Origin of the sequence: Nostoc sp. C117, from assembly GCF_043099735.1 — a bacterium.
In the GTDB taxonomy this organism is placed as follows: domain Bacteria; phylum Cyanobacteriota; class Cyanobacteriia; order Cyanobacteriales; family Nostocaceae; genus Nostoc.
The window spans coordinates 4,436,819-4,459,425 of record NZ_CP170991.1; the positions used below are offsets into that span (position 1 = coordinate 4,436,819).

General features: G+C 40.5%; 21 protein-coding genes and 1 pseudogene. 12 read left to right on the plus strand and 10 right to left on the minus strand.

Annotated features, from left to right (window positions below):
* Window positions 1–169: 169 nt before the first annotated feature.
* The 4 genes from ACFG4S_RS19270 to ACFG4S_RS19285 all read left to right on the plus strand — a co-directional run bounded on the left by ACFG4S_RS19270 (window position 170) and on the right by ACFG4S_RS19285 (window position 5,724).
* Entirely contained in the window at window positions 170–919 is a 750-nt protein-coding gene (locus tag ACFG4S_RS19270) for a phycocyanobilin:ferredoxin oxidoreductase (protein ID WP_392530642.1), read from the plus strand.
* A 1,153-nt stretch (window positions 920–2,072) separates the two neighbouring features.
* Window positions 2,073–3,497: an HlyD family efflux transporter periplasmic adaptor subunit gene (locus tag ACFG4S_RS19275; RefSeq protein ID WP_392536024.1), complete on the plus strand. Its 1,425-nt coding sequence runs from the start codon at window positions 2,073–2,075 to the stop codon at window positions 3,495–3,497.
* Window positions 3,498–3,734: 237 nt separating this feature from the next.
* The gene (gene devC / locus ACFG4S_RS19280; protein WP_392530643.1) at window positions 3,735–4,889 is read left to right on the plus strand and encodes an ABC transporter permease DevC; all 1,155 of its coding nucleotides are present in this window, start codon (window positions 3,735–3,737) and stop codon (window positions 4,887–4,889) included.
* Window positions 4,890–5,013: 124 nt separating this feature from the next.
* Window positions 5,014–5,724: a DevA family ABC transporter ATP-binding protein gene (locus ACFG4S_RS19285; RefSeq protein ID WP_392530644.1), complete on the plus strand. Its 711-nt coding sequence runs from the start codon at window positions 5,014–5,016 to the stop codon at window positions 5,722–5,724.
* 74 nt (window positions 5,725–5,798) lie between these two features.
* Here ACFG4S_RS19285 and ACFG4S_RS19290 read toward each other — a convergent pair whose 3' ends face one another.
* The gene (locus ACFG4S_RS19290; protein ID WP_392530645.1) at window positions 5,799–6,620 is read right to left on the minus strand and encodes a hypothetical protein; all 822 of its coding nucleotides are present in this window, start codon (window positions 6,618–6,620) and stop codon (window positions 5,799–5,801) included.
* A gap of 351 nt (window positions 6,621–6,971) precedes the next feature.
* Between ACFG4S_RS19290 and ACFG4S_RS19295 the strand changes: the two genes are divergently transcribed.
* From ACFG4S_RS19295 to ACFG4S_RS19310, 4 genes and pseudogenes are all read left to right on the plus strand, one after another.
* Window positions 6,972–7,769 (plus strand): HAD-IIB family hydrolase, encoded by a 798-nt coding sequence (locus ACFG4S_RS19295; protein ID WP_392530646.1) that lies wholly within the window; start codon window positions 6,972–6,974, stop codon window positions 7,767–7,769.
* A 38-nt stretch (window positions 7,770–7,807) separates the two neighbouring features.
* Window positions 7,808–8,125, plus strand: a pseudogene (locus tag ACFG4S_RS19300) (Uma2 family endonuclease); the annotation flags it as partial.
* A 607-nt stretch (window positions 8,126–8,732) separates the two neighbouring features.
* Window positions 8,733–8,900, plus strand: a complete 168-nt coding sequence (locus ACFG4S_RS19305) for a hypothetical protein (RefSeq protein ID WP_392530647.1) — start codon at window positions 8,733–8,735, stop codon at window positions 8,898–8,900.
* 540 nt (window positions 8,901–9,440) lie between these two features.
* A complete protein-coding gene (locus ACFG4S_RS19310) occupies window positions 9,441–10,100 on the plus strand; it encodes a Nif11-like leader peptide family natural product precursor (RefSeq protein WP_392530648.1) in 660 nt (219 codons plus the stop codon).
* Between the two features lie 141 nt (window positions 10,101–10,241).
* On the opposite strand, the gene ACFG4S_RS19315 is transcribed toward ACFG4S_RS19310, so the two are convergent.
* From ACFG4S_RS19315 to ACFG4S_RS19330, 4 genes are all read right to left on the minus strand, one after another.
* The gene (locus ACFG4S_RS19315; protein WP_392530649.1) at window positions 10,242–11,828 is read right to left on the minus strand and encodes a glucose-6-phosphate isomerase; all 1,587 of its coding nucleotides are present in this window, start codon (window positions 11,826–11,828) and stop codon (window positions 10,242–10,244) included.
* Window positions 11,829–11,940: 112 nt separating this feature from the next.
* Window positions 11,941–12,198 (minus strand): cytotoxic translational repressor of toxin-antitoxin stability system, encoded by a 258-nt coding sequence (locus tag ACFG4S_RS19320; protein WP_392530650.1) that lies wholly within the window; start codon window positions 12,196–12,198, stop codon window positions 11,941–11,943.
* Window positions 12,199–12,329: 131 nt separating this feature from the next.
* The gene (locus ACFG4S_RS19325) at window positions 12,330–12,527 is read right to left on the minus strand and encodes a hypothetical protein (protein ID WP_392530651.1); all 198 of its coding nucleotides are present in this window, start codon (window positions 12,525–12,527) and stop codon (window positions 12,330–12,332) included.
* 228 nt (window positions 12,528–12,755) lie between these two features.
* Window positions 12,756–13,001 (minus strand): hypothetical protein, encoded by a 246-nt coding sequence (locus ACFG4S_RS19330; RefSeq protein ID WP_392530652.1) that lies wholly within the window; start codon window positions 12,999–13,001, stop codon window positions 12,756–12,758.
* A 699-nt stretch (window positions 13,002–13,700) separates the two neighbouring features.
* Between ACFG4S_RS19330 and ACFG4S_RS19335 the strand changes: the two genes are divergently transcribed.
* Complete coding sequence (locus ACFG4S_RS19335; protein ID WP_392530653.1) at window positions 13,701–15,206, plus strand: hypothetical protein; 1,506 nt, start codon at window positions 13,701–13,703, stop codon at window positions 15,204–15,206.
* 291 nt (window positions 15,207–15,497) lie between these two features.
* Here ACFG4S_RS19335 and ACFG4S_RS19340 read toward each other — a convergent pair whose 3' ends face one another.
* Both ACFG4S_RS19340 and ACFG4S_RS19345 read right to left on the minus strand, forming a co-directional pair.
* Window positions 15,498–15,725 carry a hypothetical protein gene (locus tag ACFG4S_RS19340; protein WP_392530654.1) on the minus strand — a complete coding sequence of 76 codons (228 nt, stop codon included), beginning with the start codon at window positions 15,723–15,725 and terminating at the stop codon, window positions 15,498–15,500.
* A 222-nt stretch (window positions 15,726–15,947) separates the two neighbouring features.
* The gene (locus tag ACFG4S_RS19345) at window positions 15,948–16,667 is read right to left on the minus strand and encodes a hypothetical protein (RefSeq protein WP_392530655.1); all 720 of its coding nucleotides are present in this window, start codon (window positions 16,665–16,667) and stop codon (window positions 15,948–15,950) included.
* 80 nt (window positions 16,668–16,747) lie between these two features.
* Here ACFG4S_RS19345 and ACFG4S_RS19350 point away from each other — a divergent pair, with 80 nt between their 5' ends.
* The 3 genes from ACFG4S_RS19350 to ACFG4S_RS19360 are packed head-to-tail and all read left to right on the plus strand — an operon-like array spanning window position 16,748 to window position 18,912.
* Window positions 16,748–16,987: a hypothetical protein gene (locus ACFG4S_RS19350; RefSeq protein WP_392530656.1), complete on the plus strand. Its 240-nt coding sequence runs from the start codon at window positions 16,748–16,750 to the stop codon at window positions 16,985–16,987.
* Window positions 16,988–17,006: 19 nt separating this feature from the next.
* Complete coding sequence (locus ACFG4S_RS19355; protein WP_392530657.1) at window positions 17,007–18,140, plus strand: branched-chain amino acid ABC transporter permease; 1,134 nt, start codon at window positions 17,007–17,009, stop codon at window positions 18,138–18,140.
* Entirely contained in the window at window positions 18,130–18,912 is a 783-nt protein-coding gene (locus ACFG4S_RS19360) for an ABC transporter ATP-binding protein (protein ID WP_392530658.1), read from the plus strand. The genes ACFG4S_RS19355 and ACFG4S_RS19360 overlap by 11 nt, the downstream gene beginning before the upstream one ends.
* Window positions 18,913–19,173: 261 nt before the next feature.
* Here ACFG4S_RS19360 and ACFG4S_RS19365 read toward each other — a convergent pair whose 3' ends face one another.
* The 3 genes from ACFG4S_RS19365 to glpX all read right to left on the minus strand — a co-directional run bounded on the left by ACFG4S_RS19365 (window position 19,174) and on the right by glpX (window position 22,402).
* Entirely contained in the window at window positions 19,174–19,734 is a 561-nt protein-coding gene (locus tag ACFG4S_RS19365; RefSeq protein WP_392530659.1) for a metalloregulator ArsR/SmtB family transcription factor, read from the minus strand.
* 104 nt (window positions 19,735–19,838) lie between these two features.
* Window positions 19,839–21,125 (minus strand): glutamyl-tRNA reductase, encoded by a 1,287-nt coding sequence (locus ACFG4S_RS19370; RefSeq protein WP_392530660.1) that lies wholly within the window; start codon window positions 21,123–21,125, stop codon window positions 19,839–19,841.
* Between the two features lie 239 nt (window positions 21,126–21,364).
* On the minus strand, window positions 21,365–22,402 hold the full coding sequence (gene glpX, locus ACFG4S_RS19375) for a class II fructose-bisphosphatase (RefSeq protein ID WP_392530661.1): 1,038 nt from the start codon (window positions 22,400–22,402) through the stop codon (window positions 21,365–21,367).
* Window positions 22,403–22,607 lie beyond the last annotated feature (205 nt).

Below are 22,607 nucleotides of genomic sequence, written 5' to 3' on the forward strand. Positions count from 1 at the left end.
CTAAAAATATTTCTGTAACCTAGACTACAAAATAATTAATCGTTCTGAAAAGCAGCTGTCTTATAAATTTACGTTGGCTGAGTACAAGTGTTTGCTTATATTGCGATATGGAACAGGTGAGGGACAGCAGGTTGTAGACTGGCTACTAGATCGCATTCCCAACTAGAATATGTCATTTACTTCTATGCCCTCGCTGCGCGAGCAACAACATCCCCTAATTCGTCAGCTAGCTGATTGTATTGAGGCAGCTTGGCATCAGCACCTGGATCTATCGCCTTACCATTTGCCTGATGAGTTGGGGTATGTGGAAGGTAGACTAGAAGGCGAAAAACTGACGATTGAAAACCGTTGCTATCAAACGCCTCAGTTCCGAAAAATGCACTTGGAACTTGCAAAAATCGGAAATATGCTCGATATTTTGCACTGCGTTATGTTTCCCCGTCCAGAATACAACCTGCCGATGTTTGGTTGTGATTTAGTTGGGGGTAGAGGTCAAATTAGTGCAGCGATCGCAGATCTTTCTCCCATACACGTAGAACGTACCTTACCAGAATCTTATAGTGCTGAACTGACACAGCTAACAGTGCTTGATTTTACCCAGCCCCGAGAACTACCAGAATGGGGAAATATTTTTTCTGATTATTGTATTTTTGTGCGCCCTAGTTCTCCAGAAGAAGAAACAATGTTTCTCTCTCGCGTGCGAGACTTTTTAGAAATTCACTGTACTCAGGCGATCGCTTCTACACCAGTTTCACTCGAACAAGTCACACAAAATCTCGCCGGACAACACAACTACTGCACCAAACAGCAGCAAAATGACAAAACCCGCCGCGTCCTAGAAAAAGCCTTTGGCTCAGCTTGGGCAGAACATTACATGACCACGGTTCTATTCGACCTGCCAAAAGAGATTTCCAAATAAAAAATCTCCAATTTCTCAAAGACAAGGGGACAAGGGGACACAAGAGCAGAGGGGCAGAGGGGCAGAGGGGCAGAGGGGCGGAGGAGAGATTAATACTAACTCCTAACTCCTAACTCAGCACGGGCTAAACGCCCCGCTTCCATGTACAGCACTCAGCACTTCTAATGCCCCATCTGTAGGCTCTGTTACGTTTTCCCGTAACTGATAAATGTAGAATTCATTTAACGAGAGTTTGATGGAGTCCCAAAACAGCAGCAGGGAGAACAGTAATATCAATTCGCTTGAACTAGACTACAGATGATGATGCAATCCGGTTCGGATAAGGTTTTTTGATGAAAATTCTAGACCGCCAAGACGCGATAAATCGCCGTCTTTACAAGAATAAGTCCTTTGTAGAGACGGCGATTTATCGCATCTCTTGCCTTAACTGAACCGTATTGGATGATGATGCAGTGTGGTGATGCAGAGAATTAATAATGTGTAGGAAGCTTTTTGAAGCGAATATCACAAAATGGTTTGTTGTCTTGGTAGATGTAAGGAGCTAATAGTCTGTTTTATTAATTTTGATGTCCATACATGTTTGTAGTCAAGACTTTAGTCCTTACTTTTTAAGTACTAAAATCCTGACTACAAATCTCTCAAAAGTTTTGCAACAGATGATTAGCCCTACTAACCGATTAACCATAAAGTTAAGGAAATTGTGATGTTAGGAATGCTCAAGTTGACAAATATTTTTTAGTTAGTCATTGATTCATTGAAATAAAACTTACTGTTGCAACAACATTATTAGCAACCAAGTATGTTTTTGATGTTATTTTGCAATTTTGTGACTAACTGTAGCTTCCAGCAATCAAACTCTGGTAATCGATCCTAATAATTTTATGTTTGCGGTAGTGAATTTAGCAGTACCGCATTATACCAATTTGGGATTTTCACGAGAGACGCAATATATCGCCTTTTTTAGATATTGAATAGCCATCTACAAGAGCGCACTATTTTGCAAAGCTATAGTCTTGAGCGTTGATCGGCAATGAATTTAAAGCCATACCTAGCTTTAAATAACTGTTGTTTATTCTCAGAGGTTCATTATTAATTAAAAACCCTTTTATTTTTACTTCGATCAACACAATTCAGATAAATGGGTAACATACTTATGTCAAGGGTGACTGAAAAGCCAAAGCCAACTGAGCAGCCACTTAATCCTGAACAACCTAAGATTTGGTGGGGTATCGCGGTAGCTGTCCCACTAGTAATTGCTGCTGGGGTACTAGGTACAGCCAAAATCGAGCAGTTGAAAAAACTAACTGTATCCGCACCCGTGATGCCATCTACTAATAGCATTAGTGCTGTGGGACGTTTGGAACCACGAGGCGAAGTTATTAAATTGTCCGCCCCATCCTCAGGGTTAGCTCCATCGTCAAGAATTCAGCGACTACTAGTCAGTGAGGGTGAACAGGTAAAGCAAGGTCAAATTGTCGCAATTTTGGACAACCGCGATACGCAAATAGCCGCACTACAGGAGGCAAAAGCTAAAGTTCAAGAATCCCGGGCGAATTTAGCGCAAGTCAGGGCTGGATCTCCAAGAGATATTCAAGCTCAAAGAGCAGTTATTGCTAGACTACAAGCCCAATTAGTCGGCGAAAGGGATGCTCAGCAAGCAACGATCGCCCGAATTGGCGCTCAGTTGAGTGGGGATAAACTCGTCCAACAAGCAACAGTCAATCGCCTAGAAGCTGAACTGAGTGGGCAAAGAGATGCTCTCAGAGCGACGGTTGCACGTATCCAAGCCGAACAGCGCAATGCTCAAGTTGATGCTGGACGCTATGATTTTTTATACAAAGAAGGTGCAATTTCTCAGCAAGAACGGGATAGAAGACGCTTGAGTGCTGTAACTGCTAATCAGCAGGTTGCGGAAAGTCAAGCCACTTTAAAGCAGACACTCGCAACCCTACGACAACAACTTGCTGAGGCCAGAGCTAATCAAATCCAAAATTTAGCAACTTTGCAACAGCAATTGATTGAAGCCAAAGTTAACCGTGACAAAACTGTAGCAACCTTGCAAAGACAAATCGATGAAGAAAAAGCCAAACTGAGCAGACTTTTGGATGTTAGTCCTACTGATATGCAAGTAGCGCAAGCGCAAATTAGTAATGCGATCGCCAATGTCAGAAAAGCCGAAGCACAACTCAGATTGAGCTACGTTCAAGCCCCAATCACTGGAGAGATTTTAAAGATTCACAGCAAATCAGGTGAAGCGATCGGTGCAGATGGCATTGCTGAAATTGGGCAAACCAGCCAAATGTATGTGATTGCTGAAATCGCCGAAGATAGTATTGGGAAAGTGCGTATCGGTCAAAACGCTACTATCACTAGCGATAATGGAGCATTTAGCAGCGAATTAAAAGGAACCGTCACTGAAATTGGCAGAAAAATTGGCAAAAAAGATGTCCTAAATACAGATCCAGCAGCCGATGTAGATGCCAGAGTAGTAGAAGTAAAAATTGCTCTTTCTCCAGAAGATAGTCAGAAAGTTTCTGGTTTAACTTACGCGAAAGTTGTTGTCGAAATCAATAACTAATCAACTCATAGATTAGCAGTAATGCTAATTTTTTAGAGACCACCTTCTTCTCTGCGCCGATCACTGAGCGTTGGTCATTGAATCTCGACTTCTCCTAACGGAGACGCTACGCGAACGCTCGATTTGAGTGTTGGTCATTGAGCGTAGCCGAAATGAGCCGAAGTGCAGCAACTCTGCGTGATTAAAAAAAGTCCCATTTATCTCCCTACAAATAAGCTTTTATAAACGCCATAAAAAATGAGTCAGAAAATACCTCTATCATGGCTACAACTAACAAGAGAAAAAACTCGCCTAGCGGTAGCTTTAGCAGGAATTGGTTTTGCCGATATTTTGATGTTTATGCAACTCGGCTTCCGGGATGCGTTGTATTATAGTAACGTTCGATTTCATAACAGTTTACAGGGTGATATTGTTTTAATCAACAGTCAATCTAGCGCCGTTTTAGCCATGAGAAGTTTTTCTCAACGACGTTTATATAAAGCTTTAGAATTACCAGAAGTACAATCAGTACATCCTATATATTTAGACTTTACAACCTGGAAAAATCCTGTAACAGGACGCCCTCGGAGTATCCTCATTTTTGGCATGAACCCAGAAATGAACTTGGTAAACTTACCTGGAGTTCAGGAGAATTTAGAGAAACTTAAACTACCTGATGTAGTTTTATTTGACCGTTCTTCTCGGCTAGAGTATGGGCCAATTGCTGCTAATTATGGTCAAGGAAAGACGGTGACAGCAGAAGTACGGAGGCGACGAATTAAAGTAGAAGGACTATTTACATTAGGTGCATCTTTTGGTGCAGATGGTAATTTAATTACGAGTGATGTTAACTTTCTGCGGATATTCAGTAATCGTCAAAGAGGATTAATTGATATTGGGTTAATTAGATTAAAACCGGGAGCAGATGCTAATATTGTCGCCGAAGAATTACGGAAGTATTTACCTAAGGAAGTAAATGTTTTAACCAAACAAGAATTTATTGACTTTGAGCGAAATTATTGGGCAAGTAGTACAGCTATTGGGTTTATTTTCACTTTAGGGACTGTTATGGGTTTCATTGTGGGAACTGTAATTGTTTATCAAATTCTTTACACAGAAGTTGCAGATCACTTAGCTGAGTATGCTACTCTGAAGGCAATAGGCTATACACAAAATTATTTATTAACAGTTATTCTTCAAGAAGCTTTTCTGTTAGCAGTTTTAGGATATTTTCCAGGAATAGTTTTCGCTTTATTTATGTATAAAAGCGCAAGAGAAGCAACACTTTTACCAGTTTTTATGAGTTTTGATCGCGCTATAATGGTGTTGATTTTAACTATGATTATGTGTTTTATTTCTGGGGCGATCGCAGTGCGAAAATTACGTTCTGCAGATCCAGCAGATATATTTTAATTAATTGAATATTAATTATCAATTACTCTAGATAGTTTGAATTTATAATTGGTAGTTAAGACAAGCATTTTCTGATAAAAATATATTTACATCTCAGAATTACTAACTTATAAGCAACAAATCTATGAAGAGACAAGAACCTGTAATTGCCATTAAAAATCTGAATCATTACTATGGCAAAGGCGCACTGAGAAAACAAATTTTATTTGACATCAACCTAGAAATTTATCCAGGTGAAATTGTAATTATGACTGGGCCATCAGGTTCAGGTAAAACAACATTACTCAGTTTGATTGGTGGTTTGCGCTCTGTACAAGACGGAAGTTTAAAATTTTTAGATGAAGAACTCTTTGGCGTTAGTCAAAACAAACTTGTGCAGATGCGACGCAACATTGGTTATATTTTCCAAGCTCACAACTTGCTAGGGTTCTTAACTGCGAAGCAAAACGTGCAAATGGCAGTAGAACTAAACGATCGCATTTCTCAAACAGAAGCAGTGGCTAAATCAGAAGCCATGCTGGGGGCTGTTGGTTTAGAAGAACGAGTTAATTATTACCCAGACAACCTTTCTGGTGGACAAAAACAAAGAATCGCGATCGCCCGTGCCTTAGTGAATCGTCCTCCTCTAGTGCTAGCAGACGAACCAACAGCAGCATTAGACAAACAATCAGGACGCGATGTCGTCGAAATCATGCAGAGCCTAGCTAAAAATCAGGGAACTACTATCTTGTTAGTCACACACGACAACCGAATTTTAGACATCGCCGATCGCATCATAGAAATGGAAGATGGTATCTTAACCCGTAATTCACCGAATACAGCTATTCAGTCATGATTTTAAAGTCATTAGTCTTTAGTCCTTTGTGAATCAGACATGACCAATGACGAATAACAAATGACAAACATAAATTATTGTCTAGCCGAGCCTGATTTTTTCATTCCAGGTTGGCTTGGCGGAGTTGGGGCATTTGGTTGGCGACTAGTGCGGAAAGTCACATTTACGCCTTCATTCGACTGTTCCAGCACCAGTAAAGGCGTAGGCTTAGCTTTTTGATCCCAATGCATAGTGGCAATTCGACCTTGAATTGTTGGTTGCCAACTATCTTCATCTTCCATAGGACTTAAGTAAGTTTCTATACAGTCAATAATTTGACTAATAGTTGCAGAAGTGGCTTGCGTCGGTAACTTCATTAACCGGACTTGAATCCGAAACAGTACACGTTTAGCAGAGTTCCCTGGACTACCAGTTTCATACTCTACATCAAAAACTTCATCTACTTGCCGACCAGCACTGTTAGCAATTCCCACCGATCCTTGTTGGGCTTGATTTGGACGCAGGGCCTGAGTAACTTTTTCTTTGATCTGAATCTTCACTTGATTAAGAATCGCAAAATGAAACACCTCCTCTGACATCCGCATTCGCAGATAATCTAGGTTAAAATCCCGTGAGTTAACCAAATCGGGATTTGTTTCCATTTTGCGAATTGTTTCCAGCGCCAGCTTAAATTTTTTCTCTAATTCTCGCGCCCGGAATTGTTCAAACTTAATTTTTTTCTCCAGCTTATTCATCTGGAGCTTACTATAAACAATCAAAGCAATCACCACTAAAGCCAGTCCTCCAGAGGTTATCACCAATAATGGTGATATTTGAGGATTACTTGCTGGCACTTCCTGGGATGCCTTTTTAGTTTTTGTCCCAAGGGGTTGGGCAAGAAACATCGAAGTGGGCATGGTTGGAAAACTGAAAAACTTGACTCCTGATGTTTAGGATGCCCAAATTTTCAACGCCATCTTGCTGTATGATTAATATTTTTTACAAAGTTGCGATCGCAAAGCTTCTTATCATATCAAGAAAGCCCTTCCGGACTGAGGGAAATGGAGGCAATACAGTTCGGTTAAGGCAAGAGACGCGATAAATCGCCGTCTCTACGAAAAATTGATTATTGTAAAGACGGGGATAAATCGCGTCTTTGCAATCTAGAATTTTCATCAAAAAACCTTAACCGAACCGTATTCGGAGATGAGTAAGAAGTTGTAGTGAGTATTTCTCCTGTGCCCAATGCCCCATGCCCAATAATTAATATGTCCAAAAATCTGAGCGTTACTCCCTTGTCTGAGGTTTCATCTACTCACCTAAGCAATATTCGTCTGATTGCTACAGATATGGATGGCACCTTGACTAGACGAGGAAAATTTACTCCTGCGCTGCTGCAAGCTCTAGAGGATTTAGCAACAACTAACATTAAAGTATTGATTGTCACAGGGCGTTCTGCTGGGTGGGTGAGTGGATTGAGTAGCTTGATGCCAGTGGCAGGTGGTATAGCAGAAAATGGCGGTTTGTACTTTCCACCCGATAACCAAAAACCAGTAGTCTTAACACCCATTGCCGATTTAGCTAAGCATCGTCAGCATTTGGCTACAAATTTTGAAAAGTTAAAAACTCAATTTCCCCAAATCCAGGAATCTACTGATAATCGCTTTCGTATCACCGATTGGACTTTTGATGTAGCTGGTTTGAGTCAAGAGGAATTACAAAGCCTAAACAATCTCTGTCAACAAATGGGTTGGGGATTTACCTACAGTAACGTGCAGTGTCACATTAAACCCCAAGGTCAAGATAAAGCTGTTGGATTGTTGCAGGTGTTGCGCGAATACTTCCCCGATTACTCACCGGAACAAATTGTCACTGTAGGCGATAGTCCCAATGATGAAAGTTTATTCGATCGCCATTATTTTCCGATTTCTGTAGGAGTGGCAAATGTGCGGGAATATCTCGATAAATTGCAATATCAACCTGCTTATATTACCACTGCTGCCGAAGGTGAAGGATTTTGCGAGTTATCTAGTTATATTTTGCAAAGCTTGAACACCCGAAATTAGGGATAATCACACTTGCTCTACAATAATCTTGTAGCATTTACGAACCCATAGACGATGGACGCAGTGAACCACTACAACTGCGCTTAGTGATTGAAGGAAAGCTAATTGGGTTTTATCGAGAAGATACGGGGGAAAAATTACTGATTCCCAATGAACTGGCAAAGGCTTTAGGACAGGAAGTTTTAGCAAGACAGCAAGCAGAAGAACTGCTAGAACAGGAACGTGAACGCGCAGAACAGGAACGTGAACGCGCAGAACAGGCAGAATTACAGATAGAACAGTTAAAGGCAAAGTTGCGTTCGCCCTTGGCGTTGGCGCAGCCATCGCTCAACATAGATCCTGATACTATTCAGTAATATCCAAGGTGTAATCAGGTTGAATAGGTGTAATGCGATCGCTGGCAATTTTTGTTATCAAAACTTTACTTTAAGATTAAGTTCTGCAACTTTGATACAAAACTCATGCTCTTGATGACCGACTTTTGATCTAACCTGCTATCTCATTATTAATTACGAATTAATAACTACGAATTATTCGGTCAAATTTATTACTTTAGACATATTACAATAGACAAATGTCTACCCAATACTTTTCGGTTAAACCCAATAATCTCTTTTTTGGTCTGGGGAAAGGTTAAAGAGCAATGGGGAAAGGGAAATTCAAACCCTTTCCCTTTCCCCTTTCCCCCAAAACCCGAAAAGTATTGAATGTCTACCGCATTTCAATACTTGTAAGTCTCAATAGCACTGATTTGATTGAGAAGGCTATTTTATACAGTCATTCACAAGCAAAACTGATGCAACGGATAAATCAAACGCTAGTCTTATAAGCCACCCAGAGACGCGAAGAGACTAACAGATACTTCAAATAAAACAGGCTAGCGTTTTATTTCCAAATTCTACTAGAAAGTTCAAAACCAATGTAGAGTCAAGAATTTACCTTTAAATATTGAGGTATAAAATCATGCAAGAAATTGAGAGATTCTTTGGTAACTTGTTCAGTGGCATAATTAACCGCTTTAAATATTCTGTAATGGATGCTACTGAGCGCAAAATTAAACAAACCGTCGATCAACAGGTTGAACAACATCGAGAAAGATCCAAGCCCAAGGATGAAGAAGACCGCCAATAGAGAAATCTTTTGGTCGGGAATTGAAATTAGTGAATGGTTAATAAGGATGTATAAATAATAACCGATAATAATCAGTCGGTTAAATATTTAGGTGTACCTAACTTTGACTAAAAACCCGTAACTTTGAGTTTTTGTATTGAGTATTTGTTCTTGCAGATAAGCGTAGCGATCGCTATTGAAAGCTGTCAAAATAGCTAGCTTTTCATCACTAAAGCATAGCGCTTCCTCGTTATTGAGTAGGTAGCGCTATTTTCTCATCCCAGCAGGAAATTTATGCTGCTTTAATTTTAATCTTAGGAAAAACAACAAGTGTTGAGCGTAGGCAGAGTCGAATGCAGGTATGGCTATACTTCATTCTTTACTCAGTAAATTGGATTCCTAGTTGTAAAATTTACACAAAAAAAATACTTATTTACTGTGTAATTTCATTTACATGATATAGCAAATTAAATACTGTCGAAGAACTCACTTTATACTGACTACACTGGTATTCATTAATAACAATCCTCTAGCAAGTTTAAGAGTTAGGAAAGATGACTTATGTATTATCAAATTTGGAACTTTTTTCTTCAAGAAGAGAAATATATTTATTGGAAAGAGAGAATAAAACTTCACACAAATTTTAACAAAGTTACATGGCAAAAGATTATTGATTTTTTGTCATTAGTAGAGCAAACTTTTCCATTGAAACGTCAATTAGCCGAAACTGATAGCCTGGAGCCATTTCTCAAGTTAGCAACAGAAAATGGTTACAGTCTGACGGCAGAAGAACTTGCGTGGTTTTTAATCACCAGGAAACAGATTTGGGATCTTTTTGATTTAGCACAAAAAATACCCTCTCTTAAAGAACAATTACTACTAGCTAAAAGTCCACAGGATTTTATCAACATAGCTGCGGACAATGGTTATTACTTTTCTGTAGAAGAGTTAGCTTGGCTGTTAACTGAAATCAAATCATCTTCTGAATTGGTATCGATTAACAATAGCGTTGGCGAGATTTTGACGGTATCAAGCTACGGCAGAATTGAAACAGGATATTGGATTTGGCTGGCAGAACTCTGGGGAATTGTGCCACCCTTCTGTCATCGAGATAAACCGAGTACTTTCTTATCTCAAAATGTCAACAATCCTTTTTTACCCGATCGCTGTTTCTTGCCAAAGAGCTATTTTAATCAACGCCTGATGTTAGTTCATAACTGATAATTAATAATTGTGAATTACGAATTATTACAGTGAAGCATCCTAGATTGAAGATATATCTTCTATTTAGGATGCTTCACAATAAAAAATTGTTGCAGATACAACAATTATCAACAAGATGTGATATTTAGACTAAAGTTATTAGCCAGCAGAAACTCTCAAACTACTGGGTTTGTGAAGATCGCCTTGCAAAACCACACCGCGATGATTCGCATGGAGATGACGCAAAATCTTGTAGATGGCCTCAACTTGCTCTGATACACCTGCCTTTTCGGCGAGTTCTTCCAGAGAAAGAGGAGTTTTTTCTTTTTGTAGCACTGCTACTACTCGTGTTTGCAAGTCAAGAATACTTGCGGCAGCTTTTTTACCAGCTTCTACCCCTGGTTGATGGTAAGCGTTGACGTTCACCAAACTAGCGTATAAACCAACAGCACGTTCATACAAAGCAATTAATGCCCCTACAGTTCGGGGATTAACTTGGGGAATAGAGACTGTAATGGAATCGCGCTGATTTTCATAAAGCGCTTGTCGGGTTCCTTGAAGAAAACCGGAAAGATAATCGCCTGATGTAACTCCGGGATCTATTTCTGCCGACGGTCCTTGACGATCTTCTAAAACTTCGATGAAGGTAGCAAAGAAATTCGGCACACCTTCGCGCAACTGTTGGACGTAAGCATGTTGATCTGTTGAGCCTTTATTACCATAAACGGCGATGCCTTGATAGACAGTTTTGCCATCTAAGTCTTTTTCCTTACCCAAGGATTCCATCACCAGCTGTTGCAAATAGCGACTGAATAAAAATAAGCTGTCCTTGTAAGGTAGAACAACCATATCTTTTTCACCTCGTCCATTGCCAGCAAAGTACCAAGACAAAGCAAGCAAGGCTGCTGGGTTATTTTTTAGATTTGGGACGCGGGTAGCGTCATCCATTTCTTTTGCGCCTTGTAGCATGGCACGAACATCAATGCCTTGTAATACTGCTGGTACTAGACCCACAGCAGACATTTCCGAAGTGCGTCCGCCTACCCAGTCATACATAGGAAATCTGGCCAGCCAGCCTTCATCTTTGGCTATTTTATCGAGATTGCTATCAGGACTGGTAATAGCCACCGCATATTGGGCAAAGTCCAAATTATCTGCGGCGTAGGCTTTTTTAACTTCAATCATGCCGTTCCGAGGTTCCGGTGTTCCCCCAGATTTGGAGATTACCAATACCAAAGTACTAGCAAGATTGTTTCGGAGATGATTGATAACGCGATCGATACCTGCCGGATCGCTGTTATCAATGAAGTGAAGTTTCAGAGGTGGAAAATCAGGGGCGAGGGCTTCACCAACGAATTGGGGACCGAGGGCGGAACCACCAATGCCAATGGAGATAATATCCGTGAAGCGGCTTGCTTTTGGAGGATGAATAGCACCTGTTTGGACTTTTTCTGCAAAGGCTTCGATTTGTTCTAGAGTTTGGACAATTTCTTGTGTAAGTTCTGGAGTTGGCGCTAAATCAGGATTTCGCAGCCAGTAATGTCCAACCATGCGGTTTTCGTCAGGATTGGCGATCGCTCCCTTTTCGAGTTGAGCCATATCCGCAAACGCCTTGTCAAACTTCGGCTGCAACGAATCCACGAAGGCATCATCGAACCGCATCCGACTCACATCTAAGTACAGTCCCAATCCCTCGTGGAAATATAACCAGTTTTGGTATCGTTGCCAAAGTGCCCTAGCATCCATAGGGAAATCTCAAATAAAGTGTTTTTCAAAAACCAGTTTAATGTAAGGTTATAGCGATCCCTGCCTAGCCTTATACAGTTTACAGTTTTAGGTGTTCGGTTAACTCTTCAGCTTAAACATCTGGCATAGGGATGACACGCAAAAATTTCACAATTTGACCTCTAATTTCTATACCAATCAGATAATCATCTAGGGTAAAGCGGTGAAAAATCCCCTCACCATCAAGCTGTCGTAGTTCTTTTAGTCCACTCAATTGCCAGTTTTGGGCAAACTCGATAAAGACAAAATCATACACCCGCTCGTAAGCAGCAGGTTCTAAGTTTTTTAGGTCTAGCAAAAAAGACCTTGCATAGCGCACTTCCAGACTCACTAGAGTTACCTTCAAAAATAGTGCTGAGTACTGTTAGCGGTGGTGGGGCATTTAGCCCGTGCTGAGTGAAGAGGCAGTACTAAGGACTCAAGACTCGGCACTACTGAAAGGAGATCAAAAGCGCTGCTGAATCAGAAAAACATTAATAGTCGTACTGCTTCATCATGAGTTAAGATGTCCCACGGCTGTTGCGATCGCTTGACTTTTTGTATAGCATTTAGCATATAAAAATCAAAATGTAAAGCTTCGAGAACGTCCCAAATACTTTGCAAATCGTCATCGGCTAACTGCTCGATTAAGTGATGCATTCTAAGTCGCAGCAAATTCATACGTATTCCCTACCAACAAACACCAACAATAAATAGTATTCCCAAAAAATTAACTACGCTTAACGACAAAGCAGCACTATGTTCAAGCTACGCTAAAATTTATTCGCCCAGAAAGGCGGATGAAGGAGATAAGGGGACAAGGGAGACAAGGGAGACAAGGAGATAAACAAAACTCCTAACTCCTAACTCTTAACTCCTAACTCCTAACTCTTAACTCCTAACCTTAACTCAGATCTTGCACCTGGAAATATGAATGTCAAAACCAGAACTACGTGCAAGATGAGTAAGGCGTTCAATATTAAATAAAAGAAGATACACAACTATATGAGGGGATTTTATCTGGCTGTGTTCAGGTAATGGCTGTCCTTGTGCCTCTAAGAATAATGCCAACATCGCTTCCAAGTTATCTTTCTGGTACTGCGTCGGCATCAATTCTTTGAGGGTGTAAACTAGTTTTTGGGCGTGGGCAAGCATTTTTCTTGCTTTATAACATTTCGATATTTCACGCCTTTTCTCTCATGTTTTGATAGAAAGATGCAATCATATCCATATTTGAGGTCAAACAATCTCTGTATTTCGGCATCTTGCATTCTCTGCATTAATCCTTACTTTTAAGTCATTTTTGAAACAAAAGTTATTTAGCTTGTTCTATTCTGCTGTTGTTACATTTAAACGCTGGCTTACCTGTTCTGTACGGACAACTACGGTTGGTGCAAGATTTGAGTAAACTCTTACTATTTGAATTGACAAAAGCTGAAATTAGAATAGCCTTTAATCTTACCACAAAATATTTATGCAAGAGTTCTAATATGCCTATGCCAAATCTTCTTGATTCGCTTATCATCCTTTGATGGGATTGAACTGAGATCCTTGTATTTTCGGAAATTAAAGCTAGAAATACTTGCCTGACTTAGATTTGATAATTTGCTACTTCCTTGTATGCAACACCATTTTAGGTAACGCAAAATCAAGCTTTCTGAGTCCCTATTTCCGTTTTTGTACAAATCCCGGCTCAATCCCTATATGTACTATAAGCTCATTATTTCTTCTGCGTTCCTTAGTTGAGCTATTCAACTGAGGGTATGTCAATTGTTACAAATATTTACTATTCTGCCTTGGTGACAGCTTCCGTAATAGTACCCTTATAAATTATGATATTTGAGACATAATTAGATGCTCTCAAATACCAATACTCTAGTATTTGTTATTTATTTTTTAGTCATTCTAAAACCTGCAAAACTAGCCTCAACAAACTTTATGAAGATAAAATTTTCTCTACCTACTGCATTAACATTGATCGTTGCAAGTGCATTGTTGACACCATGTATTGCAGCAGCTAAAACTCCTATGACTGTTAAAATGACCTACTATACTCCTGAGTCAAATACATCAAAGACAGGTCGTCCGCTTGGAAGTATGTATAGTTCGAATCCAATAAACATAGACACTAGTCTACTTAATCAATTGGATGCTAATCAAAGGACTTTTTTCTTAATACATGGATGGAACTCTAGCCCGACTAGCTCTGATGGAAATCTCCAGAATACGGGTAATGACTTACAGGCATTATATCCAAGAGCAAACATAATCTATGTAGATTGGAGTACGATTGCCGACTATTATGACTATACAGAAGTCGCAAGCATGGTCACATGGGTAGCGGATAAATTGTCATCTTCAATTAATCAACAAGGAATTGATACAACCAAAACTACCTTTGTAGGACATAGCCTGGGCGCACACATATCAGGCTTTACTAGCGCACAATTACAAACACAATATACAAAAAAAGTCAAAGAAGTTGTTGGACTAGATCCAGCGGCACCGTTTTCGCAAAATTTTGATGCAACAGGAACCGGTCAGCACAATAGTCTTTCCTCCGGATTATCCAAAGGGCAAGCCCAAAGGGTCGTAGCAATACATTCGAGTAATTCTGCCTGTTCGGGGCAAGGAAATTATAACCTGATTGGCGATATGGATATATACCTCCGTGGAGGTAGTGGCGATCAGGTGTACGGAGGAAATTGTTTTATGCCTGAGGATCATGGCTTAGCAATATGGACATATCAGTATATGGCGGAACGTCAACTTACGAAGTCAACGTCAATATCTTCACGTACTCTTCAAAACGATGACTATAGGTATGCAAAAGGCTTTGCTTTTGACTTTTGGACGGGAGCAACTTACCCAACTGGAAGCTACACTGATACCATGCAATTTTTTAATCTCGATGATTCAAATTTTACGGGAACATATACTCTCGATGTTAGTGCACAGTTTCATAAAAAGTCCTATCCTATTGGAGGTTTTTATTTCCCTAATAAATCAGGGTGGTATTACTCTAATGGACAGAATCATTATTGTCAAAGTGCTAATAATCCAGATCAAGAACCGGGTTCTTTTAATGGAAATGTATTAGGCGGTTATTATTCAATGACCTACGATGGTCTTTGTGGCCCTAACTACAAAGACTTGAGTAATGCAGGATTGAATCAAGCTGGTGTTTATAAATTTAATAATAACGGTTTGGTTTTCTATTACAATAATGCAAAACATTATTGTATGTATGATTCTTGGAAGAATTTTTCGGATTTAAATGGGGGTAATACAAGTTTCAAAACCGTGTATGGTGATATATCTGAATTTGCAATAACTAATGATACGGTTTGTGGTGGTTGAGAATAGAGCAGCATCATATCCTTGAATTGCAATCCTCAAGGGGTGGCAATCACTCCTTGAGTTTTTAGATAATCTATAGGGTTTAAATCAAACCATTGACGAGATTTTATAAATTGAACATTACAATAGACTTGTCCGAAAATGCCAAAGCCAGACTGTTCAAAGCTTTGAGGCAAAACTTTGAGATTTTGCTAAAAACGCAGTTACAAGGGTTTGCTTGCGGGGGGACAAAATCCTCTGAAATAGAGATAGGGCAATGAGTGTAGCAATTTATGGTAAAAGAAAAAGAGCTCAAATCTTGCACCTGTAAATAGAGATGTCAAAACCAGAACTACGTACAAGATGAGCAAGTCGTTCAATATTGAGTAAAAGAAGATACACAACTATATGAGGAAAAATAGACTCAAGGGCAGCTTGTGCCGCTTGTCCCCAATCAGGTGGTGAGCCTGGCGAAATATGCAGATAAGTCCAATGGGCGATGAGGTAAGCAGTGAGTGAAAGGATAAGCCAGCAATACATACCCAGTAGAGTTCCTTGGCCAAAACGGTGCAAACCAAAACGATGCTTTGCAGTTTTAAACCAGCCCTCAATCTGCCATCGACGCTTACCCCACCCTTCGGGTTCGGCAGTCGCTCATGGGGGAAACCCCCAAGACCGCGCTGCCTCACCACCTGAGAGTAGAAGCTTTAATCGGGCGAGTAGACAAGACAAAGCGTTTTTCAAGTTTGCCATTATGGCGTTTTAAGTAATACCAAGAAACGGTAACAGGAACTTTAAACCAAACAGATAAACCTGTTGTCCTTGTTTATGTAATCGTCTTAAAGGTCTACCATCGGCTAACTTACGGCTAATAGCGACACCTGTAACAGCATGATATTTCAGACGACGTACAGCCTCAAGAAATTCGATACTACCAAAGGCTGTATCAGCTAAAATAATAGTCTCAAAACGTTCAGTTAAGATTTTTGGTAAACGTTGAACAAGTTTCAGTCCAAGCTGTCCTGGGGAAGGCGTTCCCTTACCTCTCCAAACCCGGAAATTCCAAGGAATGCGGCATCTTCCAATTACCAAATAAACTACGACCAGATGCAGACCACGTTTACCATTATAAGTTCTGATTAAATCACTAAACTCTTGAAATTTACCCCGTTTCTCTAAAGTTGTTAAGTCAAGAATTACTTGTAAAAATGGTTTTCTTCCCTGACCAGATGATGCTAATACCTTGAGAACTGTTTGTAATGCGGTGGAGCGAACAACACGAATCATTTCCCTGGTTGACCAAGGATTGATATTCAAAAATCGGCTAATTGCACTTGGAGATTTTGTTTGACTATATTCAGGTAGTGGTTGTCCTTGTGCTTCCAAAAATAATGCCAGCATTGCTTCTAAGTTATCTTTTTGGTATTGCGTCGGCATCAATTCTTTGAGGGTGTAAACTAGTTCTTGGGCGTGGGCAAGCATTTTCTTAGTGCTTTTTATCGATCTACATTTCACGCCTTTTCTCTCATGTTTTAAGCTTCAAAAGCAAACTTGATGATTTCATGTTGGTCATCTCTTTGCTCATGACGCTCAAAGCATCATCCCAGCATTTTGTCATTCCTGTGGCTGAATACGTAGAAATTATATTTTCTTATGTCTATTTAACTACTACTTTAGTTTCCTTAAGCTTCTCGTGCTACTGTAATATTTTTCGCTGTTTATCCACTTTTTGCGTGTTTACCCAGCAAGGTGCAAGAAGTGAGTTAACTCCTAACTCAGCACTCACCACTCCTAACGCCTAATGCCCAATAACTATTAAACATGGTTGAATATCTCATTTTCTTAGCAATTTCCACAGCAACCTTTGCCCTATTCGCTCTCGGTCTGAATTTACAGTGGGGCTTTACTGGATTAATTAACTTTGGTCATATTGCTTTCATGACGCTGGGAGCATACACAACTGTGTTGTTAAGCTTAAAGAGTGTCCCCCTACTAATATCGGTGTTAGCTGGGGCAATTGTTGCCGCCTTACTGGGTTTAATAATTGGTTTTGCGACTCTGCGCTTACGGGAAGATTATTTAGCAATTGTCACCATCGGTACTGGAGAACTAATTCGTTTAGTGGTGAATAATCAAGAATTACCTGTGGGTGATACCTGGATTTCTGGGGCGTTTGGTGTGCAAAGTTATCCCATCCCGCTATCCACAGAACCAAATTTGTTTTTCAGATTAGTGATGATTGGGTTGTTAACGTTATTAGCTGCTGTAACTTTTTTTACATTATGGCGATGGATTCGCATTACCCAAATATCTCGGACTACTGATTTAGACAAAAAGATAACTAGCAAAGAAGAATTTGCTTCGCGCTTGGGTGTGGGAATTGTATTAGGAATTTTGGCGGCAGCAATTTATATTTCTGGGGTAATTGGACTGTATGATTACAACCCAAAAGCGGGTTTAATGCTGGTGTTGCTGTTGATTTTAGCGTTTGTATTTTGGCGGTTAGAAATTTTGGTGCGATCGCCTTGGGGTAGAATTCTCAAAGCCATCCGCGAAGATGAGGAAATTCCCAAAGCACTGGGAAAAAATGTCTTTTGGTATAAATTACAGTCTCTCATCCTTGGCGGGGCGATCGCTGGCATTGCTGGGGCTTTCTTTGCTTGGCAACTGGGCGCTATTTATCCAGATAATTTTCAACCCCAGTTGACTTTTGATACTTGGATCATGGTGATTGTCGGTGGTTCTGGTAATAATGTCGGCACAATCTTAGGGGCAGTAATTTTCTTCGCTTACGATGCACTAACGCGAGAAGTTTTGCCGAGAATCGTTCCCCTTGATGAAGCACGTTTGGGTGCATTTCGCATCATGGTAATCGGATTAATTTTAATGGTACTGATGATTTGGCGTCCTCAAGGTATTCTAGGGAAAAAGGAGGAACTTACCCTTGGTAAATAACCAATCATCGCCACTTCCCCTTTTGGTAGCCACTGGACTTTCTAAAAGCTTTGGTGGTATCAAAGCAGTTAATGAAGCAAAAATCGAAGTTGCCAAAGGTAGCATCACGGGTTTGATTGGCCCTAATGGTGCTGGTAAAACCACTTTATTTAATTTACTCTCGAACTTTATTCGCCCAGATAAAGGACGAGTAATTTTTGATGGCGAACCAATTCACAATTTGCAACCATATCAAATCGCCCAGCAGGGAGTAATCCGCACTTTTCAGGTTGCACGGACTCTTTCGCGGTTGTCGGTGTTAGAAAATATGTTGCTGGCGGCGCAAAAACAAACTGGTGAAAACTTTTGGCAAGTGCAGTTACAACCGCACGTTGTCGCTAAGGAAGAAAAGCAACTGCAAGAGCGAGCAATGTTCCTGTTACAATCAGTGGGCTTGGAAAAAAAAGCACACGATTATGCTGGTTGTTTGTCTGGCGGACAACGCAAGCTATTAGAAATGGGACGGGCGCTGATGACTAATCCCAAGTTGATTTTATTGGATGAACCAGCAGCTGGAGTGAATCCGAGATTAATTGATGATATTTGCGATCGCATTGTCACTTGGAATCGCCAAGATGGTATGACTTTTCTAATTATTGAACACAATATGGATGTGATTATGTCCTTATGCGATCGCGTTTGGGTGCTTGCTGAAGGACAGAATTTGGCTGACGGTACACCTACAGAAATTCAAACTAATCCCAAAGTTTTAGAGGCGTATTTGGGCAAATAACTTACTCCTGATTTGGATTAGAAGCTAAAATCCTTCACTTATGCTTGTAGAGACGCGCCATTTGAAGCGTCTCTACACCGTACAGAATTCTTTATATCTAGTTAATTTTTGTAATTCAAATGAGAAGTAACTTTTTTAGACGGCGCTAGCTCAGGGGGAAAATATATTGCATACTCTTCAGGTGTATAATAAAATTTTTGTGTTTCTAACTGCATAAATATACGACCTATGATTGTGCGGTCGCTTATTCATCTTTAATATCTATGTTGTGCGCCAATAAACCCCATCCTCTCGCTGCATTAACTTGCACGCAATGAATTCCCGTCGCAGGGTGGCGCAGTCAGGATGGTAGCGTTTGAGAATTTCATTTACAAGGCGTTCAGGGTAATTAACTCCTACCTCAAACTGACTTGCTAGCCACTTGAGAATCACTAACCGCTTTTTGCGACTAGCAGGAATTTCTTTGAGGGATTCACCCTCGAAATAGTTTTTCAACACTTTGCTTTCCCAAGCCTTGGTATCAACATCTTCAATCAAGGATGCTATTTTCTCAGGTGTGAAAATTTCCTTACTGATGCTTTGCAAAGCTTCGCTATCCAATTGATATAGATGGCTATTGCCTTCGGGACGCATTGTTACTAAATTTAGCTCTTTAAGTTTTGCTAAATGATGGGATACCGTCGGTTCCTTGAGTTGCAGTAGTACAGCCAATTCCTCGACGCTGCACTCCTGATTCGCTAGGATACCTACAATCTTCAATCGGCTATCATCCGCTAATGCCTTGAAAAAGCGCAGTAAGATGTTAAATTGCTCTGGTTGCATAACTAACTTCTAATTAGATAGATATCTAATTAGAAGTATATCTAATTTAAAAGCTCAGATCCCCGACTTCTTTAAGAAGTCAGGGATCTTACTTGTTATTTAATTTAACTAAACTGTTCCTCGGCATCGAGGTTAAACAGCATTTGCAGAGTTTGCATACAACGTCGTCTAGCTTCCACATCTTGTTGCGATCGCAATTGCACCATCGGGTCATGTAAAATTTTATTAACAATTCCTCGTGTTAAAGCTTCGATTATCTCTTGATGTTTTTCAGCGAATTCCGAACCCAATCTCGACAAAGCTTTTTCTAGTTCTTGTTCGCGGATAGTTTCGACTTTATTTCGCAAACAGCTAATAGTGGTAACAGTTTCAAGAGAGCGCCACCAAATATCAAAGGCTTCCACTTCTTCTTCTAAAAGTCGCTCGGCTTCTTGTGCAATCTTGCGACGGCTTTCGTAATTTTGAGCCACTACAGCCTTCAAATCATCTACATTAAATGCCTGTACATTTGCCAGTTCATTTACATCTGTATGAACGTTGCGCGGTACAGAAATATCAAATAACATCAAAGAGCGCTGAACTTCTAAAACCATTTCCAACTTAGCGCGATTGAGTATCGGCTCTGTTGCCGAAGTACTTGTAAACACTAAATCGCTATCGGCAATTACTCTCATCATTTCCGATAGCGGATGAATTTGAATCGGTTGTCCAGGGAACTGCTTTGCTAATTCTTGAGCGCGATCGCGAGAGCGATTTACAATACTAATTTCTACAGCACCTTTAGAAAGTAGATGTTGTACCAGTAACCGCGACATTTTACCAGCACCCAGAATTACCACTCGGCAAGCAGCTAAATTCGCTACTTTTATTTGTGCCAATTCCACAGCAGCCGAACTAATCGAGACAGCACCAGTACCAATACTAGTTTCAGTCCGAACCCGCTTCCCAGCTGTCAAAGCTTGTTTAAATAATCGATTCAAAATGGTTTTTATACCGTTATATTGCTGTCCTAGCTTGTGAGTAGTTTTCACCTGAGCCAGAATTTGACCTTCTCCGAGTACTAGACTATCTAAACCACCAGCAACTCGCATAACATGCATAACTGCATCATCATGCAGCAACATAAACAGATGTTGCCGCAGAGAAACCACAGGCAATTTGCTGTATTCTGCAAGAAACTGAGTGATTTCCCGGATACCTTGGTCTGCTTCACTGGTAACAATGTAGATTTCCAGGCGGTTACAAGTGCTAAGAATTGCAACTTCGTCAATATGAGGATAGCTGGCTAGTTGAGCGATCGCACTTTCAATTTGTGGTTCTGGAATGCTCAGTTTTTCCCGGACTTCGACTGGGGCTGTTTTATGACTTAACCCCACCACTGCTATATTCATTTGCTAAATCGTAGTTACTAGTTGGTAGTTGAAAATAAGGCATTGAGTCAGAATAGGGAATGGGGAATTCTTGTTTATTGGTTGGTAGCTTTTCCTAGCAACAAACAATAAATAATCACTAACTACTAACTACTAACTACTATAAGGATGAAGCATTTGGGTGACTATTTTTCATTCTTATCGAAAGATTTCTTGCCAAATGCTTCCCCCTATTTTTATCATTCCCCATTCCCTAAAAATTAGTTCAGTTGGAGAGTCTTGGGTTCGCCAAACATATGAATTGTATCAACAAATCGAGCAGTTTTCGACTGATTGGAAATTACCAAGCTTTGAGTTCTAGCTCCACCGTTGAAGAAACGTACACCTTGCATCAGATTACCACTGGTAATGCCGCTAGCTGCGAACAGTACAGTGTTGCCAGATGCCAGTTCATGAGCATCATAGACCTTATCGGGGTCATTGATATTCATAGACGTTAAACGCTCGATATTGGCTTCTCTGCTTTCTCCAATCAGACCTGTTTTGACGACTGCGGGATCGTAAATCAGTTGACCTTGGAAATGTCCACCTAAAGCACGCATTGCAGCTGCCGAGATGACACCTTCAGGAGCCGCACCGATACCCATTAGCGCGTGGATATTGGTTCCAGCAAAACCACAGCTTATAGCTGCACCCACATCACCATCTGAAATTAGGGCGACTCTCGCTCCGGCCTCACGGATTTCTTTAATTAAATCGTTGTGGCGTTCGCGTTTCATGACTACGATCACGAGTTCTTCAATAGAGCGCTCTAGACACTCAGCGAGAATCTTGAGGTTTTCCGTTGCTGACTTGTTGATGTCTACCTTGCCTTTAGCTGCGGGAGGTGCTGCTAACTTCTTCATGTAAAAGTCAGGAGCAGCAAATAATCCACCCTTTTCAGAAATTGCCAACACAGCCATTGAACCAGGTTGTCCATAAGCTACCAAGTTCGTACCTTCACAGGGGTCAACGGCGATGTCAATTTCGATTAATTCATCAGGGTTACAGAGAGCTTCGGCATTTGGTTGGGTACATATACCAACTTCTTCCCCGATGTATAACATAGGCGCGTCGTCGCGTTCGCCTTCCCCAATCACAATGCGACCCCGCATATAGATTTTATTCATCCGCTCCCGCATAGCTTCCACAGCTACCTGGTCAGCGATGTTTTTTTCGCCTTTACCCATCCACTTTGCAGATGCGATCGCTGCTTGCTCTACTACCTCAATAATCTCTAACCCAAGTGTATTTTCCACAGAGTCTGCCCTCTCAACTGCTTGAATTTGCGTTACTTTATCTGGCTATTTCAGTCTTTAAGTCTACCAAAGGGCGGTTACCAAATTTCCATTACAAATGTTAATCAAGTTTCAACTAAAAAATTATTGACACTATTCGCAATAATCAATAGAGATCTTATAGCGTTTCCTAAGTATTCCTAAGTAACTGAGGTACACCCGAATC

Coding starts and splice junctions, on each gene's coding strand:
- devC (WP_392530643.1), top strand. CDS start 3,735: ATGAGTCAGAAAATACCTCTATCATGGCTACAACTAACAAGAGAAAAA.
- ACFG4S_RS19350 (WP_392530656.1), top strand. CDS start 16,748: ATGTTGGTCATCTCTTTGCTCATGACGCTCAAAGCATCATCCCAGCAT.
- ACFG4S_RS19365 (WP_392530659.1), bottom strand. CDS start 19,734: ATGCAACCAGAGCAATTTAACATCTTACTGCGCTTTTTCAAGGCATTA.
- ACFG4S_RS19295 (WP_392530646.1), top strand. CDS start 6,972: ATGTCCAAAAATCTGAGCGTTACTCCCTTGTCTGAGGTTTCATCTACT.
- ACFG4S_RS19310 (WP_392530648.1), top strand. CDS start 9,441: ATGTATTATCAAATTTGGAACTTTTTTCTTCAAGAAGAGAAATATATT.
- ACFG4S_RS19325 (WP_392530651.1), bottom strand. CDS start 12,527: ATGAATTTGCTGCGACTTAGAATGCATCACTTAATCGAGCAGTTAGCC.
- ACFG4S_RS19355 (WP_392530657.1), top strand. CDS start 17,007: ATGGTTGAATATCTCATTTTCTTAGCAATTTCCACAGCAACCTTTGCC.
- ACFG4S_RS19305 (WP_392530647.1), top strand. CDS start 8,733: ATGCAAGAAATTGAGAGATTCTTTGGTAACTTGTTCAGTGGCATAATT.
- ACFG4S_RS19290 (WP_392530645.1), bottom strand. CDS start 6,620: ATGCCCACTTCGATGTTTCTTGCCCAACCCCTTGGGACAAAAACTAAA.
- ACFG4S_RS19285 (WP_392530644.1), top strand. CDS start 5,014: ATGAAGAGACAAGAACCTGTAATTGCCATTAAAAATCTGAATCATTAC.
- ACFG4S_RS19370 (WP_392530660.1), bottom strand. CDS start 21,125: ATGAATATAGCAGTGGTGGGGTTAAGTCATAAAACAGCCCCAGTCGAA.
- ACFG4S_RS19315 (WP_392530649.1), bottom strand. CDS start 11,828: ATGGATGCTAGGGCACTTTGGCAACGATACCAAAACTGGTTATATTTC.
- ACFG4S_RS19345 (WP_392530655.1), bottom strand. CDS start 16,667: ATGCTTGCCCACGCCCAAGAACTAGTTTACACCCTCAAAGAATTGATG.
- ACFG4S_RS19270 (WP_392530642.1), top strand. CDS start 170: ATGTCATTTACTTCTATGCCCTCGCTGCGCGAGCAACAACATCCCCTA.
- ACFG4S_RS19335 (WP_392530653.1), top strand. CDS start 13,701: ATGCTCTCAAATACCAATACTCTAGTATTTGTTATTTATTTTTTAGTC.
- ACFG4S_RS19340 (WP_392530654.1), bottom strand. CDS start 15,725: ATGTATTGCTGGCTTATCCTTTCACTCACTGCTTACCTCATCGCCCAT.
- ACFG4S_RS19275 (WP_392536024.1), top strand. CDS start 2,073: ATGTCAAGGGTGACTGAAAAGCCAAAGCCAACTGAGCAGCCACTTAAT.
- ACFG4S_RS19330 (WP_392530652.1), bottom strand. CDS start 13,001: ATGCTTGCCCACGCCCAAAAACTAGTTTACACCCTCAAAGAATTGATG.